This window comes from Bradyrhizobium sp. 26S5 (assembly GCF_036923295.1).
GTDB lineage: Bacteria > Pseudomonadota > Alphaproteobacteria > Rhizobiales > Xanthobacteraceae > Bradyrhizobium > Bradyrhizobium septentrionale.
Map to the genome: position 1 here is coordinate 6492897 of NZ_CP145948.1, position 15003 is coordinate 6507899.

Annotated in this window: 12 protein-coding genes; 3 read left to right on the top strand and 9 right to left on the bottom strand. The window is 65.4% G+C overall.

Going from position 1 to position 15003, the window contains the following annotated elements; all coding sequences use genetic code 11:
- Window positions 1-31 precede the first annotated feature (31 nt).
- The 3 genes from V5279_RS30675 to thiD form a co-directional block, all read right to left on the bottom strand.
- The gene (locus V5279_RS30675) at window positions 32-1123 is read right to left on the bottom strand and encodes a glycosyltransferase family 1 protein (protein ID WP_338690907.1); all 1092 of its coding nucleotides are present in this window, start codon (window positions 1121-1123) and stop codon (window positions 32-34) included.
- Window positions 1120-1932 carry a UDP-2,3-diacylglucosamine diphosphatase gene (locus V5279_RS30680; protein ID WP_026193024.1) on the bottom strand — a complete coding sequence of 271 codons (813 nt, stop codon included), beginning with the start codon at window positions 1930-1932 and terminating at the stop codon, window positions 1120-1122. The genes V5279_RS30675 and V5279_RS30680 overlap by 4 nt, the downstream gene beginning before the upstream one ends.
- A gap of 356 nt (window positions 1933-2288) precedes the next feature.
- The gene (gene thiD, locus V5279_RS30685; RefSeq protein ID WP_338690908.1) at window positions 2289-3086 is read right to left on the bottom strand and encodes a bifunctional hydroxymethylpyrimidine kinase/phosphomethylpyrimidine kinase; all 798 of its coding nucleotides are present in this window, start codon (window positions 3084-3086) and stop codon (window positions 2289-2291) included.
- Between the two features lie 181 nt (window positions 3087-3267).
- Here thiD and V5279_RS30690 point away from each other — a divergent pair, with 181 nt between their 5' ends.
- Window positions 3268-3513 carry an Lrp/AsnC ligand binding domain-containing protein gene (locus V5279_RS30690; RefSeq protein WP_016845986.1) on the top strand — a complete coding sequence of 82 codons (246 nt, stop codon included), beginning with the start codon at window positions 3268-3270 and terminating at the stop codon, window positions 3511-3513.
- A 125-nt stretch (window positions 3514-3638) separates the two neighbouring features.
- On the opposite strand, the gene V5279_RS30695 is transcribed toward V5279_RS30690, so the two are convergent.
- Window positions 3639-4571, bottom strand: coding sequence for a cytochrome c (locus V5279_RS30695; protein WP_338690909.1), 933 nt, complete (start codon window positions 4569-4571; stop codon window positions 3639-3641).
- A gap of 165 nt (window positions 4572-4736) precedes the next feature.
- On the opposite strand from V5279_RS30695, the gene V5279_RS30700 reads away from it, so the two are divergent.
- Entirely contained in the window at window positions 4737-5159 is a 423-nt protein-coding gene (locus V5279_RS30700) for a CHRD domain-containing protein (RefSeq protein ID WP_029085329.1), read from the top strand.
- 91 nt (window positions 5160-5250) lie between these two features.
- Here the strand turns inward: V5279_RS30700 and V5279_RS30705 are convergent, their stop codons facing one another.
- Both V5279_RS30705 and V5279_RS30710 read right to left on the bottom strand, forming a co-directional pair.
- Window positions 5251-5697 carry a cytochrome c gene (locus V5279_RS30705; RefSeq protein ID WP_338690910.1) on the bottom strand — a complete coding sequence of 149 codons (447 nt, stop codon included), beginning with the start codon at window positions 5695-5697 and terminating at the stop codon, window positions 5251-5253.
- A 102-nt stretch (window positions 5698-5799) separates the two neighbouring features.
- Entirely contained in the window at window positions 5800-8109 is a 2310-nt protein-coding gene (locus V5279_RS30710; RefSeq protein ID WP_338690911.1) for a xanthine dehydrogenase family protein molybdopterin-binding subunit, read from the bottom strand.
- Window positions 8110-8709: 600 nt separating this feature from the next.
- Between V5279_RS30710 and V5279_RS30715 the strand changes: the two genes are divergently transcribed.
- Window positions 8710-11151 carry an EAL domain-containing protein gene (locus V5279_RS30715; RefSeq protein WP_338690912.1) on the top strand — a complete coding sequence of 814 codons (2442 nt, stop codon included), beginning with the start codon at window positions 8710-8712 and terminating at the stop codon, window positions 11149-11151.
- A gap of 1 nt (window position 11152) precedes the next feature.
- Here the strand turns inward: V5279_RS30715 and murJ are convergent, their stop codons facing one another.
- From murJ to V5279_RS30730, 3 genes are read right to left on the bottom strand one after another with little or no spacing between them, the layout of a single operon-like run.
- Window positions 11153-12682: a murein biosynthesis integral membrane protein MurJ gene (gene murJ, locus V5279_RS30720; RefSeq protein WP_338690913.1), complete on the bottom strand. Its 1530-nt coding sequence runs from the start codon at window positions 12680-12682 to the stop codon at window positions 11153-11155.
- Window positions 12683-12725: 43 nt separating this feature from the next.
- The gene (locus V5279_RS30725; protein ID WP_338690914.1) at window positions 12726-13877 is read right to left on the bottom strand and encodes a DegT/DnrJ/EryC1/StrS family aminotransferase; all 1152 of its coding nucleotides are present in this window, start codon (window positions 13875-13877) and stop codon (window positions 12726-12728) included.
- Between the two features lie 33 nt (window positions 13878-13910).
- A complete protein-coding gene (locus tag V5279_RS30730; protein WP_166207465.1) occupies window positions 13911-14927 on the bottom strand; it encodes a Gfo/Idh/MocA family protein in 1017 nt (338 codons plus the stop codon).
- Window positions 14928-15003 lie beyond the last annotated feature (76 nt).

Here is a 15003-nt window from a genome sequence, read left to right on the forward strand (position 1 = left end):
AACGCGTCAAAACAAAGACGCATGAGATCGTTCAGCGTGACGTGGGATGGGGGGCCGGCAGGGCCGCGAAATGGTGCTCTTCGGCGCCGAATTCGAGCGCTTCCCCCTCGCCGTCGGGTGCCACGGGGCGAACGTTCATGCAGCGGTCGATGAACACCCGGGCCGACGCCTGCCAGGTATGGAGCGCGGCGAAATCGACGCAGGCCTGGCGCGAGATGCCGAGCGCCTCCAGGCAGGCGTGGTGCAGATCGTCGTCAAGCACGCCAACCGGCGCCGCGCCGATCACGTCGCGGGGACCGGTGACCGGAAAAGCGGCAACCGGCAGGCCGCTCGCCAGCGCCTCGAGCAGCACCAGGCCGAACGTGTCGGTCCGGCTCGGGAACACGAATACATCGGCGGCGGCGTAGATTTCGGCCAATTCCTCGCCGTGGCGGGCGCCGAGGAAGACGGTTTCAGGATATTTTCGCTCCAGCGTCGCCCGCGCCGGGCCGTCGCCGACCACGATCTTGGTGCCGGGCAGATCGAGATCGAGGAACGCCTCAAGATTCTTCTCCACCGCCACCCGGCCGACGCTGAGATAGACCGGCTGCGGCAGGCAGAGATCGACGTCGCGCGGATGGAACAGCGCGGTATCGACGCCGCGCGACCACAGCACCACGTTGCGGAAGCCGCGTTGGCGCAGCTCGGCCGCCAAGGCCGAGGTCGCCGCCATCACCGCCCGGCTCGGCCTGTGGAACCAGCGCAGCGCACGCCACACCCAGGCTTCGGGGACAGGCGTCCGTGCCGAGACATATTCGGGGAAGCGGGTGTGGAAGCTCGTCGTGAACGGCAGGCCGCGCTTGCGGCAATAGCGGCGAACCGCAAGCCCGATCGGGCCTTCGGTCGCGATATGGATGCTGTCGGGCCGGGCCGCCTCGATCAGGCTGGCGACCTTGGCCTGGTACGGCAGCGCGAGCCTGAGATCGCGATAGCTCGGCATCGCAAAGGTACGGAACTCGTCCGGCGTCAGGAAGCTCACCTCGACACCGAGCGATTTCGCCGCCTGCGCCATCATGGTCAGCGTGCGGACAACCCCGTTGACCTGGGGATGCCACGCATCGGTCGCGACCAGGATATGCGTCATGCAGCGCGTGCCGTCACTCGCGGAACCGGCGCGATCCGGCGCACCGGATCGGTCCAGGTGATGATCTCGAAATGGCCGTCCTCATGCTCGGCAAGCGCGGTGCAGCTCTCCACCCAGTCGCCGCAATTCATGTAACGGATGCCGTGCTCGTCATGAATTGTCGCGTAGTGGATATGGCCGCAGATCACGCCGTCGCAGCCATGGCGCCGCGCCTCACCCGCAAGCGTCGCCTCGAACGCGCCGATATAGTTCACCGCCTTCTTGACCTTCAGCTTGGCCCATTGCGACAGCGACCAGTACGGCACGCCGAACATCTTGCGGAAGAAGTTGACGAAGCGATTCATCTGGATCGCGAAGTCGTAGGCCTTGTCGCCGAGATGGGCGAGCCAGCGCGCGTTCTGCACCACGAGATCGAAGATGTCGCCGTGGATCACGAGGTAGCGCTTGCCGTCGGCGCCGGTGTGAACGGTGTTCTCCACCACATCGATGCCGCCGAAATGCGTGCCGTAATATTTGCGCAGGAACTCGTCGTGGTTGCCCGGGACGTAGATCACCTTGGCGCCCTTGCGCGCCTTGCGCAGCATTTTCTGCACGAAATCGTTGTGGGTCTGCGGCCAGTACCAGTTCGACTTCAGCGCCCAGCCGTCGACGATATCACCAACGAGGTAGATCGTGTCGGCATCGTGAGAGCGGAGGAAGTCCAGCAGGCGGTCGGCTTGCGAACCGCGGGCTCCGAGATGGACATCGGAGATAAACAAAGTGCGAAAGTGCCGCTCGGGACTTTCTTCACTCAAGGAGTCACTTCCCATGCCTGTGCACCTAACAGATTCCTGTGACAAGGCGATGACGACCCCCGTGACCCACGGCCTCACTAACAGTTAACGAGAATCAGCAGCACGCCCCTTCCCTGCGGATAACAGCGGCGTGCGACAATCTGGCGACATGGACGGTCGCGGCTGTGCGGAACAGGCGGCGTGTTGCTCGCATATCGCGGTGGAACAAAGCGTGCAGTCGAAGAATCGATGAATGCGTGCCCGGATGAAGCGAAGCGCAATCCGGGGTCTTATATCCGCGGACGAGTTGGTCCCGGATTTCGCGGAGCCTGTCATCGGGCGCGCATTCGCGCGACCCGTTGGCTTCATCCGGGCTACGAAGCTACGAAGCCTCAGTAATATTTGTGGAAGTGATGCACCGGCCCGTGGCCGTGTCCGACGGCGAAGCGATCGGCAGCGGCGATCGCGTCCGTGATCCAGGCCTTGGCGTTGCGCACCGCGGCCTCCATCGCCTCGCCCTTCGCAAGCCCCGCTGCGATCGCCGACGACAGCGAGCAGCCGGTGCCATGCGTGTTTGATGTGGCGATGCGCGGCGCCGCCAGCGCGATGCTGCACTCGGCATCGATCAGATAGTCGATGCTCTCGGCGCCATGCCCGTGGCCGCCCTTGACCAGCACCGCGCGGCATCCCAACGCCAGCAATTGCCTGCCCTGCCGCGCGACGTCGGCCTCGCTGGAGGCAACCGGCTGGTTCAGCAGCGCCGCCGCTTCTGGCAGATTCGGTGTGATCAGCGATGCCAGCGGAAACAGCATGGTCCTCAGCGCATCGACGGCCTCGGCCGCGAGCAGCCGATCGCCCGAGGTTGCGACCATCACCGGATCGAGCACGACATGGCGCGGCGCCCAGCGCTTCAACCCGTCGGCGATCGCAGCGATCGTCTCGGCCTGCGCCACCATGCCGATCTTGACCGCGCCGACGTCGAGGTCGGAGAACACCGCATCGATCTGGGCCGTGACGAACGCCGCGGGCACCGGATGGATACCGCTGACGCCCCTGGTGTTCTGCGCGGTCAGCGCCGTGATCGCGGAGGCCCCGAACACCCCGAGCGCGGCAAAGCTCTTGAGGTCGGCCTGGATGCCCGCCCCGCCCGAGGAATCCGAGCCTGCAATGGTGAGCGCGACCGGCGTCATTCTGCGGCACCGGCGGTTGATACGAATGAGACCTTTACGATCAAGACCATGGCCTGTCCTAGCCCGGCCGCCCATCGGCAGCAAGTTCGCCTGACTTTACCGCGAGTTGGCCTTGAGTTGGCCTTGCCTTGGCGGCCCGTTTTGGGCCTATAGTCGCGAAAATCCCCCGGAGACGACTTTGATGGTTCCTTTCTTCGTCCAGATCAAATGCAAGCTCGGCCAGTCCTACACCGTCGCCAATGCGCTGGCGGAAGCCGAGATTGCGTCCGAGATCTACTCCACCGCGGGCAATTACGATCTGCTGGTCAAGTTCTACGTCGACCACGACACCGACATCGGCCATTTCATCAACGAGAAGGTTCAGGTGATCCCGGGCATCCAGGACACCCTCACCATCATCACCTTCAAGGCGTTCGGCGCGAAGTAGACTTCGACTCCACTTTCGTCATGGCCGCGCAGATTCGCGAAGCGGGTCTTCGCGCTAAATGTCCCGGGCATGACCAAGCCAGCTGAAAGCGCCTGACGACATGGATCACGCTCTGAGCAAACCTCTCAGGAATCCTTCGCGGGCTTCTTCACCGGCTTCGGTGGTCCCTCGACCGGCGGCAGCGACTTGATGTATTCGGCGATTGCGTCGCGATCGTTCGGCGAGAGCTGCGAGGTGTTACGGATCACGCGCACCATCGATCCGCCGGCGCTGTCGCCGTCCGGCGTCTGCCCGCTCTCGAGGAAATAGGCGACATCCTTCGCGCTCCAGTCCGAGAGCCCCCTCGGCGTGATGTTGGGCACCCAGCCCTCGCCCTCCGGATTCGGGCCGCCGGCGAAGCGCTGCGCGCTGATGATGCCGCCGAGGAAATTCCGCGGGCTGTGGCACTCGGCGCAATGGCCAAAGCTGTTGACGAGATAGGCGCCGCGATACCACTGCGCCGAACGGCTGGGGTCCGCGATGAACGGCTGGCCGTTCATGAACAGGAATTTCCAGACGCCGACATTGCGCCTGATGTTGAAGGGAAACGGCAAATCGTGATCGCGCACCTTGCCGGCGACCGGCGGCAGGGTCTTCAGATAGGCAAACAGGTCACGCACGTCATTGAGCTTGGCGTATTGATAGGACGTGTAGGGAAACGCCGGGAAATAGTGCGCCCCCGATGGCGAGGTGCCCTTCATCACCGCGGTGACGAAATCCGCCTCGCTCCAGCGGCCGATGCCGTCGTTCGGATCGGGCGAGATGTTCGGCGCATAGAAGGTGCCGAACGGCGACGGTATCGCAAGGCCGCCACCGAGCTTCGTGCGGTCGTCCTGCTTCGGCACGGCGTGGCAGGAGGAACATCCCCCCGCATTGAACGTTGTGAGGCCGTTGGCCAGGTTGGGATGGTAGGCGGGCAGCGCGCTTGCGGCAACGGTCGCGGGGATCGTCAGCCACCAGAACACGCCGAAGCCGATTAAGCCGGCCAGGATGGCCAGGAGAAGAATTCGTCGCAACATTCACCGATCCGTCATTGGTCGCTTCAGCCTCTCAACCAGTATGATGGCAACCCGTCGCACAAGCTCGCATCAAATTTGCCGCAGGCACGATCAATTTGGGAATAAATCCGAAAAGCCGCTGTTTGAAGACTGCAACCATCGTGTGACGTCAAAGGGGAGAGAACCATGTCCAACAAGACCTTGCTTGCCGCGCTGACGCTCGGCGCCGCCATCGCCCTCGCCGGCCCGGCCTTCGCCGAAAAGCTGACAGCGAAGCTGGACGGCAAGGCGGAAGTGCCGGCAACCACCACTGCCGGCACCGGCACCGCCGATATCGACTACGACGCCGCGAGCAAGAAGCTCAGCTGGAAGCTGACCTATTCCGGTCTCTCGGGCCCCGCCACTGCCGCGCACTTCCACGGCCCCGCAGAGGCCGGCAAGAATGCCGGCGTCGCGGTCGCGATCCCGAACGCGACGTCGAGCCCGGTCGAAGGCAGCGCAACACTGACCGACGCGCAGGCCGCCGATCTCCTCGCGGGCAAGTACTATGTCAACGTCCACACCGCGGCCAACCCGGGCGGCGAGATCCGCGGCCAGGTCACCAAGTAGTCTCTGACGAAGCAACCACAACAAGAAACGGCCGGCACAAAAAAGGGCGGACGCCTCAAAGCGTCCGCCCTTTTGATTGACCGAACGACGATCAGCCCTTCTTGAGGCGATAGGTCTCGTGGCAGCCGCCGCACTGCTTGAACAGCCCCGGCATCTCCGCCTTCAGCGTGTCGACATCCTTGACCTTGCCTTTGGTGTCGGCGACGACCTTGGTGAAGCTCGCAATGTGGGATTCGAATCCGGCCTTGTCTTCCCAGATCTTCGGCGAGGCGGAGTAATCGCCCTCCGGCTTGAGGCCCTTGGTGCTCTCCGGGAACAGCGTCGGCAGCTTCTTGGCGGTGTCTTCGAACTTCGCCAGCGCGGCATCGACGGTTGCCTGATCGTAGGGCTTCTCGCCCTTGATCATCGCCGCGATCACCCCCGCATTCTTGCCGGTTTCCTTCATCTGGGCCTGGGTCTTGTTGACCTGGTCCTGCTGGGCGACGACCGCGCCCGCACTCAACGCAAGCATCGCAGCAACGACGACAATCCGCTTCATCGGCAAAACCCCTCAATCCTGCTCTGTCCCGGTCCGCGGTGTGCGGCCGGCCTGGTTTGCAAACGCCGCAGGCGGAATCCTCATTCCGCCTGCGACAATTTATCAGAGATTATGCCGGCGCTGCGCCTCGCGGATCGCGATCCAGACCCGCTCCGGCGTGGCCGGCATGTCGATGTGGTCGATTCCGTATTCGCGATGCAGCCCCTCGACGATCGCGTTGACGACCGCCGGGCACGAGCCGATCGCGCCGGCCTCGCCTGCGCCCTTCACGCCAAGCGGGTTGGTCGTGCAGGGCACGTTATGGGTCTCGAACACGAAGGACGGACCGTCGGAGGCGCGCGGCAGCGCATAATCCATGAACGTGCCGGTGACGAGCTGACCGTCGGCCGGGCTGTAGACCGCCCGCTCCATCAGCGCCTGCCCGATGCCCTGCATCGCGCCGCCATGAACCTGTCCCGCAAGCATCAGCGGATTGAGCGTGACACCGAAATCGTCGACGATGACGTAGCTGACGATCTTGATGATGCCGGTGGCCGGATCGATCTCGACCTCGGCGAGATGCGTGCCGTTCGGATAGGTGCCGTCGGCGCTAGCGAACGTCGCGCTGGCGTTCATCTTCGAGGAATCGCCGCCGGGACGCCTCGCCAGATCGGCAAAGCTGACCGAGCGGTCGGTGCCGGCGATGCGGATGCGGCCATCGGCGATCTCGAGGTCGCCGGTGCCGGCTTCCAGCGCCTGCGCCGCGAGCTCCTTCAGCTTGTTGCCGAGGTCGTGCGTCGCCCGCTGCACGCTGACGCCGCCCGACGGGATCGATGCCGAGCCGCCGGTACCGAGGCCGGTCTCGATCTTGTCGGTGTCGCCCTGCAGCACGTGGACGCGCTCGGGCGGCACGCCGAACTGCTCGGCGACGATCTGCGCATAGGCGGTCTGGTGACCCTGCCCGCTCGACTGCGTGCCGATCAGGATCGAGATATCGCCATTGGGATCGAGCGCCACATTGGCGGTCTCCTCGCCCATGGTGCCGCAGACCTCGACATAGCTCGCCATGCCGATGCCCCGCACTAGGCCGTCCTTCTTAGCCGCCTTGGCGCGCTTCGGAAACTCCTTCCAGTTGGCAATCTCCATCGCACGCTTCATATGCGCGACGAAGTCGCCGGAGTCGTAGACCTTGCCGGTCGCGGTCGTATAGGGCAGCGACTTCGGCGGAATGAAATTCTTCCGCCTGATGGCATCGGGCGTCATGCTTAGTTTTCGCGCGGCCGCATCCACCAGCCGCTCGATGACATAGGCGGCTTCCGGGCGGCCGGCGCCGCGATAGGCATCGACCGGCACCGTGTTGGTGAACACGGTGCGGACCCGGCAGTGGAAGGCCTGGATGTCATAGAGGCCCGGCAGCATGCCGGCGCCGCCATGCGGGATGTAGGGCGCAAAGGTCGAGAGATAGGCGCCCATGTCGCCCATCAGGTCGACATCCATGCCGAGGAATTTGCCGTCCTCGGCGAGCGCCATCTTCGCGGTGGTGAGATTGTCGCGGCCCTGCGCGTCGCCCATGAAATGGTCGGAGCGCTCGGCGGTCCATTTGATGGTCTTCTTGAGCTGGCGGGCGGCGACCGAGATCAGCGCATATTCGCGGTAGGGAAACAGTTTGGTGCCGAAGCCGCCGCCGACATCGGGGCAGATCACCCGCATGTTTTCCTTCGGCATCTTCAGGATCATGTCGCAGAGGATCTCGCGCAGGCGATGACTGCCCTGGCTGCCGATCGTCAGCGTCAGATGATCCTTCCTCGCGTCGTATTCGGCGACCGCGGCGCGCGTCTCCATGAAATTGGTGATGACGCGCGGATTGACGATGGTGATCTCGGCCACCGCATGCGCCTTGGCGAAAGCATCTTCCGCGGCCTTCTTGTCGCCGATCGAGACGTCGAACAGCACATTGCCGGGCTTGTCCGGCCACACCTGCGGCGCGCCCTTCTTCACCGCGTTGACGAGGCCAGCCACCGCCGGCAGCGGCGTCCATTTGACGTCGATCGCCTCGATCGCGTCACGCGCATGATCGACGGTATCGGCGACCACAAAGGCGATGGCGTCGCCGACATGGCGCACTTCGTCCTTCGCCAGGATCGGATAAGGCGGCGCCGTGAACGGATCGGTTTCGAGATTGAACAGGCACGGCAGGCCGCCGAGATCGGCGACATCGGCTGCGGTCAGGATCAGCGCCACGCCGGGCATGCCGCGGGCCTTGCCGGCATCGATCGTGTAGGTCGCGTGCGCATGCGGCGAGCGCAGCATCAGCGCATGCAATGCGGGAGACGGGGCGACGTCGTCGGTGTAGCGGCCCTTGCCGCGAATCAGAGCGTCATCCTCCTTGCGCCGCACACTTTGTCCGACGCCGAACTTGATGGGAGCTGCCATCGTCTCTCCAATTGCCTTGGTTGTTTGCATGCATATTGGCGTGGTTGTCCGCGAAGCGCAAACCGCTTTCCGCCGCACGTGGCGCGATCACACAACCGGCACCTATGCATTTGATTTGACAACGCAAAACCAGAGCGTTTTGGAGCGAAGCGGGATACCGAGCCTCTCCATCGGAACGAGGCTCCAAACCATGAGATGCAGAATCTCTCGCAACGGCCGTGGCGAAAACTTCTGATGATAGAGAATTCGACCCGACGGATTTGTCGGAGCAGCGGGGATAGAGACGACTGCCAAAGCAACCTGAACTTAACCGCGACAACAAGAGTTTCATCCAGATTGGGTTCTTCCGCACACTTGGTGCCGGTTGCAGGATTCACAAAAACTACACCAAAGAACCGGAAGAACCCCAGGTTGTGACCGCCGTCGCTGCTAGATTGTCGCGCGATATGCTATCGAGTTTGCCGCGTAATTGTAGTTTGGCATTTTGGTTGGGGACCGATGGCCGCTCGCAAATTGTCGCAAGGGCAGGCCCCCACGCGGATCGCGCGTCGGCGTTGGCACGAAGAGCGGTCGTTGCGGTGTGCCATCAGGTTGGCCCGCATGGGCTACTGGGAAGCGGAGAGTCCCGCCGCGACCGATTTCTGGATATCGCCTGAGCTCGCCGCCTTCTACGAGTTCGAGACGGCCGACGGCTTCATCCCCATCGCCACGGTGCGCGAGCGCTATTTGCCTGAAAGCCGGAAGGTTCTGGAGGCGCATTACGCGGCCTGCTGGGCGGAGGGGCAGCCCTATGCGGTGCAGACGACGCTCCGCAGTTCCGATGGCCGCCTGCTCGACTGCGTGGTGCATGGCGAGCCGGAGTTCGACGCGCACGGTCAGGTCCGGCGCGTGTCCGGCATTGTCCGCGACGTCACGGAGGAGACCTCCGCGCTGCGCCGCCTGGCGGATAGCGAGCAACGGCTGGCCGATTTCGTCAGCACCGCCTCGGACTGGTGCTGGGAGAGCGACGCCGCCCATCGGCTGCTGCCCTATCCCAAGTCGCTCGCCGGCAACGCGGCCTTCCAGACCGTTGCGAGTGGCGGAAGTGCGCGCTGGGAACTGGCCTATGCGCCCGAGGACGCGGAGGCCATGGCGCGGCACCGGGCCGACATGGAGGCCCACCGCCCTTTTCGCGACTTCACCTATACGCTGGTCGGCCAGGACGGGTCGCGCGTCAGCATCTGCACCAGCGGCAAGCCCATCTTCGCCGATGACGGCAGCTTTCTCGGCTATCGCGGCACGTCCAGCGACATCACCCAGCTCAGGGCGGCCAAGGCGCTGCTCGACCAGCGCACGCGGGCGCTGGAGGAAGCCCACCGGCTCGGCAAGATCGGCACCTGGAGCTACCGGCTGGACGTCGGCCGCACGGTCTGGGCGCCCGAGCTCTACCAGCTTCTCGGCTTCGAGCCCGACGCGTTCGAGCCGACCAATGAGAACATGAGGCCCTATTTCCTGGACGGCGACGCCGACCGCTTCCGGGAGGTGCAGAAACGGGTCCTACGCAGCCGCAGGACCGAGGCCACCGACCTGCGCATGTTGCACGCGGACGGCACGGCCCGCGATCTTGCGGTGATCTGCAAGGCCGAGGTCGCCCACGACAAGGTCATCGGCATCATCGGCACCGTGCAGGACGTCACCGAGCGCAAGGAGGCTGAGCGCCAGCTCGAGCAGCTCGCCTACACCGACCCCTTGACCGGCCTTGCCAATCGCGCGCTGTTCAAGCGCCGGCTCGCCGACTTGATCGAGGGCTGCGCCCTGGAAGGCCGGAGCGGCGCGCTGCTGCTCATCGACCTCGATCGCTTCAAGGAGGTCAACGACTCCCTCGGCCATGCCGCCGGCGACGAATTGCTGATCCGGGTGGCGGCTGTGCTGCGGCAGGACCTGGGGCCGCGCGCCTTCATCGCCCGGCTCGGCGGCGACGAATTTGCCGTGCTGGCGGAGGGATGCGGCATGTCCGACGCCGCGCTGACCGGGCTTGCCGATCGGCTCATCGGCAAGCTGTCCGGCCCCGTCGATCTCACCGAGGGCGAGGCCTTCGTCGGCGCCACCATCGGCATCACCCGCCTGCCGGAGCATGGCGCAGCGGCGGAGAGCGCCGTGCGCAATGCGGACCTGGCGCTGTACATGGCCAAGGAGGCCGGGCGCGGCCGGGCGCAACTGTTCGAGCCGGTCCATGCGCAGGCGGTCGATCAAAGGCTCGATCTCGGCCGGCATCTGCGCCGCGCCGTGGAGGCCGGCGCCCTCGAGGCCCATTATCAGCCGCAGGTGGATTTGGGGACCGGCCGCGTCACCGGCTTCGAGGCGCTGCTGCGCTGGACCCATCCCGAGCGCGGGCCAATCTCGCCGGCGGAGTTCATCCCCATCGCCGAAAGCTCCGGGCTGATCGTCGATCTCGGCCTGTGGGTGCTGCGCGAGGCCTGCCGGCAGGGCCGCACCTGGCTGGATGCCGGGCTGCCGCCGCGCTCTGTCTCGGTCAATGTCTCGCCGGCGCAGATCTGGAACGTGGATTTCGAGACGGCAGTTTCGGCCGTGCTGGCGGAGACCGGCTTTCCAGCGGAGCTGCTCTGCCTGGAGCTCACCGAAAGCCTGTTCGTGGATCATACCGAGCAGCGGATCAGTCGCACGCTGACGGCGCTCTCCGGTCTCGGCATCCGGCTGGCGCTGGACGATTTCGGCTCGGGCTATTCCTCGCTCGGCTATCTGACGCGCCTGCCCTTCGACTGGCTGAAGGTGGACCGCGCCTTCGTCGATGGCATTTCCACCGCGCCGGAGAAGCGCAAACTGCTCGGCGGCATCATCGCTTTGTCGCACGGGCTGGGCATGAAGGTGGTCGCGGAGGGAGCCGAACTGCCGGCCGAACTGGACGTGCTCGGCGGGCTCGATTGCGACCTGGTGCAGGGCTTCGTCTTCTCCCCGCCCGTCGCCGCCGACAAGGCGCCGCTGGTGGCCGCCAGCATCGAGCGCGAGGCGTGCCGGATACAGCCAAAACGAAATCGCCTCTAGGCTATACGCGGCGCAGTGCGAACAGCCAGCCGCGGCCGAACAGCGTGAGGATCAGCAAGGCATAGACGAAGATGCCGACTGCAATCAGCAGCAGCAGGATCAGCTCGTCGCGAAGGATCTGCATCGGCGCGAACCATACATGGGCGAAATGCCAGGTCAGCCACAGCGCAAGCGCGAGCAGGAGGCCGCACAGCGCGAAGGTGCCGAACGAGCGGATCAGCGCGCGATCGAGCACGAGATAGCCGCGGCGGATCGCGAACATCAAAACGAGCAGCAGATTGACCCAGGCTCCGATCGCGGTCGCGAGCGCGAGCCCGACCTGCGCCAGCGTGCCGACCAGCGCGATCTTCAGCGCGACGTTGACCGCGACCCCGGTCAACGCCGCCTTCACCGGCGTTGCGGTATCCTTGCGGGCATAGAAGGTCGCGACCGCGCTGCGGATCATCACGAACGGGATCAGCCCGACGGCATAGGCCGCGAGCGTGGCGCCGGCGCTTGCCGCATCGGCCTTCGAGAACGCGCCGCGGGCGAACATCGCACGCATGATCGGATCGGCGACGGTCAGGAACGCCGCCACGAAAGGCACCGAGAACAGCAGCGTGAAATCGAAGGCGCGGCGCTGCGCGGCCATGGCGCCGGCGTGGTCGTCGGCGGAAAGCCGCCGCGACATTTCCGGCAGCAGCACGGTGCCGATCGCGATCCCGATCACGCCGATCGGCAATTGATTGAGGCGGTCGGCATAATACAGCGCCGACAGCGCGCCGGCCGGCAGGAAGGTCGCGATGATGGTGTCGGCGAACAGCGCAACCTGCGTTCCCATCGACCCCAGCGTCGCCGGGCCGAGCGCGCGGAAGAAGGCGCGGACGTCCTCGTCGAGCCTCAAGGGCGCGAACCGCGGCAGGCCGCCATGGCGCGCGAGGTCGCCGGCGAGCAGGAAGTACTGCAGGAAGCCCGAGATCAGTACACCCCAGGCCGCGGCATGACCGGCGCTCGGGAAGAACGCCGCGAGCGCCAGCGTCATCATCATGGCGAGGTTGAGGAAGATCGGTGCCGCGGCCGCGCTGGCGAAGCGATGCATCACGTTGAGCATGCCGCCATAGAGCGTCACCATCGTGATCAGCAGCAGATAGGGAAAGGTGATCCGCGTCAGCTCGATCGCGAGCTTGCGCTGCGCCGCGTCGTCTGTGAAGCCCGGCGCGAGGATGCTCATCGCCTGCGGCATGAACGCCATCGCCACCACCAGCAGGACCACCTGCGAGGCGAACAGCAGCGTGAAGATGCGGTCGGCGAACAGCCGCGCCGAGGCTTCGCCGCGCTCGCCATGGACATGGGCATAGGCGGGCACGAAGGCGGCGTTGAAGGCGCCTTCGGCAAAGATCGCGCGGAAATGATTGGGCAGCCTGAGCGCCACGAAGAAGGCGTCGGCGACCGGCCCGGCACCGAGGATCGCCGCGAGCATGATGTCGCGCGCAAATCCGGTCACCCGCGATAGCAGGGTATAGCCGCCGACGGTGAAGATGCGCCCAAGCATCCGCTGCTTCTAGCGCATCATCACCCTAGGTCAAAATGACGTATCAGGCCGAAAGCGCGCTGCGCACAGCCGCGATGACGCGGTCCTGCGTCGCCTCGTCGAGATAGGGGTGCATCGGCAGGGCGATGACGTCCTTGGACAGGCGTTCGCTGACCGGCAGGCCGCCGTCCGCGACCGGGAAGTGGCTATAGGCCGTCTGCTGGTGGACCGACTTCGGATAGTAGATCATGGTCGGGACGCCCTGCGCCTTCAAGGCGGCCGCGAAGGCGTCGCGATCGATGCCGTTGGACAGACGGATGGTGTATTGCGCCCACACCGAGGTGCAGCCCGGAGCAAGCCGCGGCACCGCGACGAGGTTGCCGAGTGCACGCGTATAGCGTTCCGCCACCTTGTTGCGCGCCGCGATCTCGTCGTCGAAGATCTTCAGCTTCTCGAGCAGGATCGCCGCCTGCATGGTGTCGAGCCGCGCGGTGAGGCCGAGCCGCACGTTGTCGTACTTGTCCGAGCCCTGGCCGTGCACGCGGATGCTGCGCAGCGTGCGTGCGAGCTCCTCGTCGTCGGTGAAGATCGCGCCACCGTCGCCGAAGCAGCCGAGCGGCTTGGCCGGGAAGAAGCTGGTGCCGGTCGCGAGCCCGAAGGTGCCGAGCTTGCGGTTCTTGTAGGTGGCGCCAAAGCCCTGCGCGGCGTCATCGAGCACGAACAGGCCCTCGGCCTCGGCGACCGCGGCGATCGCATCATGATCGGCGCTCTGGCCGAACAGATCGACCGGGATCACGGCGACCGGCTTCAACCCGCGCGCCCGCGCCGTCGCGATGCCGCGCTTGAGCGAGTTGACGTCGATGTTGAAGGTCTCTTCGTCGACATCGACGAACACCGGCGTCGCGCCGGTCAGCGTCACGACCTCGCCGGTCGCGCAGAAAGTGAAGGTCGGGCACAGCACCGCATCGCCCGGCCCGACATTCTTCGCCATCAACACCATCAGCAGCGCGTCGGTGCCGCTGGCGCAGCTCACCACGTGCTTGGCGCCGCTATAGTCCGCCAGTGCCTTCTCCAGCGCGGTCACTTCCGGCCCGTTGATGAACTGGCAATGATCAAGCACACGCGCGACCGCGTCATCGATCGACTTGCCGAGCCGCTTGCGCTGCGCGGAGATGTCGATGAAGGGAATGGGCTCAAGCTGCAGATGCTGGTTCATGGAGGCTCTTTGCAAATGTTGAATGATTGACGGTCAGCCGGCGATGCGGCGCGGCCCCTTGCGCAGCGTCGAAGCCGCAGGCCGGGCGGGCGATTCCAGGCAGCGGATCGCGATCTCGAGGCTCGCCACGCCCTCGTCGCCGGACACCGCCGGCACCTTGCCGCTGCGCACGGCATCGAGGAAGGCGATCAGCTCGGCGCGCAGAGGCTCGTCGTGACCGACCGGCAGATGACGCATCGAATAGCTGCCGTCCGGCTTGAAGCCGAAACATTCGGTGACCTGGCGCGTCAGCAGGTCGCCCATCACATATTTGCCGCGCGTCGCCACCGTCACGTTGCGCGCCTTGAACGGCGTCAGCCAGTTGGTGTTGATGTGGGCGAGCACGCCGGAGGCCGTGCGGAATTGCAGCAGCGCGATGTCCTCGCGCTCGGCGACCGCGCTCGAGAGCTGCGGCTGCACCTCGACGATGTCGGACTCGGTGAACCAGCGGATCAGGTCGATGTCGTGCACGGCCAGATCGATCACGACGCCGACATTGGACATCCGCGGCGGGAACGGGCCGACCCGGGTGATGCCGATCGACAGGATGTCCTCGCCCGAGATCGCCTGCTTGATCGCGGCGACCGCCGGATTGAAACGCTCGACATGGCCGACCATCAGCGTCACGCCGGCCTTCTCGGCGGCGGCAACGATCTCGCGCCCCTCCTCGACCGTGGACGCGACCGGCTTCTCGACCATGATATGGATGTTGCGCGCGATGCAGGCGAGCGCGATCTCGTGATGCAGATGGGTGGGCGCTGCGATCGTCACCGCATCGACGCCCTCGGCGAGCAGTTGATCGAGGCTTTCGAACGCACGGCAACCGACCAGATCGATGGCGCGCGTGCGGTGTTCGGGCAGCGGATCGACGATGCCGACCAGCATGACGCCGGGTAGTCCGGCCAGCACGCGGGCATGGTTGCTGCCCATCACGCCGGCGCCGATCACGCCGACGCGCAATACGCGGCCGATATCGGCCTTCGCGCCGGCTGCGGACACTTTTGCATTCATATCGTAGACCCCAAGTGACGTTCTGGCGGTTGTCCCGGGCTTCTCGCAGAGCCACCCCCGGCTCCCGCGGAATCAG

Coding starts and splice junctions, on each gene's coding strand:
- murJ (WP_338690913.1), bottom strand. CDS start 12,682: ATGCTTGGGCGCATCTTCACCGTCGGCGGCTATACCCTGCTATCGCGG.
- V5279_RS30675 (WP_338690907.1), bottom strand. CDS start 1,123: ATGACGCATATCCTGGTCGCGACCGATGCGTGGCATCCCCAGGTCAAC.
- V5279_RS30695 (WP_338690909.1), bottom strand. CDS start 4,571: ATGTTGCGACGAATTCTTCTCCTGGCCATCCTGGCCGGCTTAATCGGC.
- V5279_RS30705 (WP_338690910.1), bottom strand. CDS start 5,697: ATGAAGCGGATTGTCGTCGTTGCTGCGATGCTTGCGTTGAGTGCGGGC.
- V5279_RS30690 (WP_016845986.1), top strand. CDS start 3,268: ATGGTTCCTTTCTTCGTCCAGATCAAATGCAAGCTCGGCCAGTCCTAC.
- V5279_RS30715 (WP_338690912.1), top strand. CDS start 8,710: ATGGGCTACTGGGAAGCGGAGAGTCCCGCCGCGACCGATTTCTGGATA.
- thiD (WP_338690908.1), bottom strand. CDS start 3,086: ATGACGCCGGTCGCGCTCACCATTGCAGGCTCGGATTCCTCGGGCGGG.
- V5279_RS30725 (WP_338690914.1), bottom strand. CDS start 13,877: ATGAACCAGCATCTGCAGCTTGAGCCCATTCCCTTCATCGACATCTCC.
- V5279_RS30680 (WP_026193024.1), bottom strand. CDS start 1,932: ATGGGAAGTGACTCCTTGAGTGAAGAAAGTCCCGAGCGGCACTTTCGC.
- V5279_RS30730 (WP_166207465.1), bottom strand. CDS start 14,927: ATGAATGCAAAAGTGTCCGCAGCCGGCGCGAAGGCCGATATCGGCCGC.
- V5279_RS30700 (WP_029085329.1), top strand. CDS start 4,737: ATGTCCAACAAGACCTTGCTTGCCGCGCTGACGCTCGGCGCCGCCATC.
- V5279_RS30710 (WP_338690911.1), bottom strand. CDS start 8,109: ATGGCAGCTCCCATCAAGTTCGGCGTCGGACAAAGTGTGCGGCGCAAG.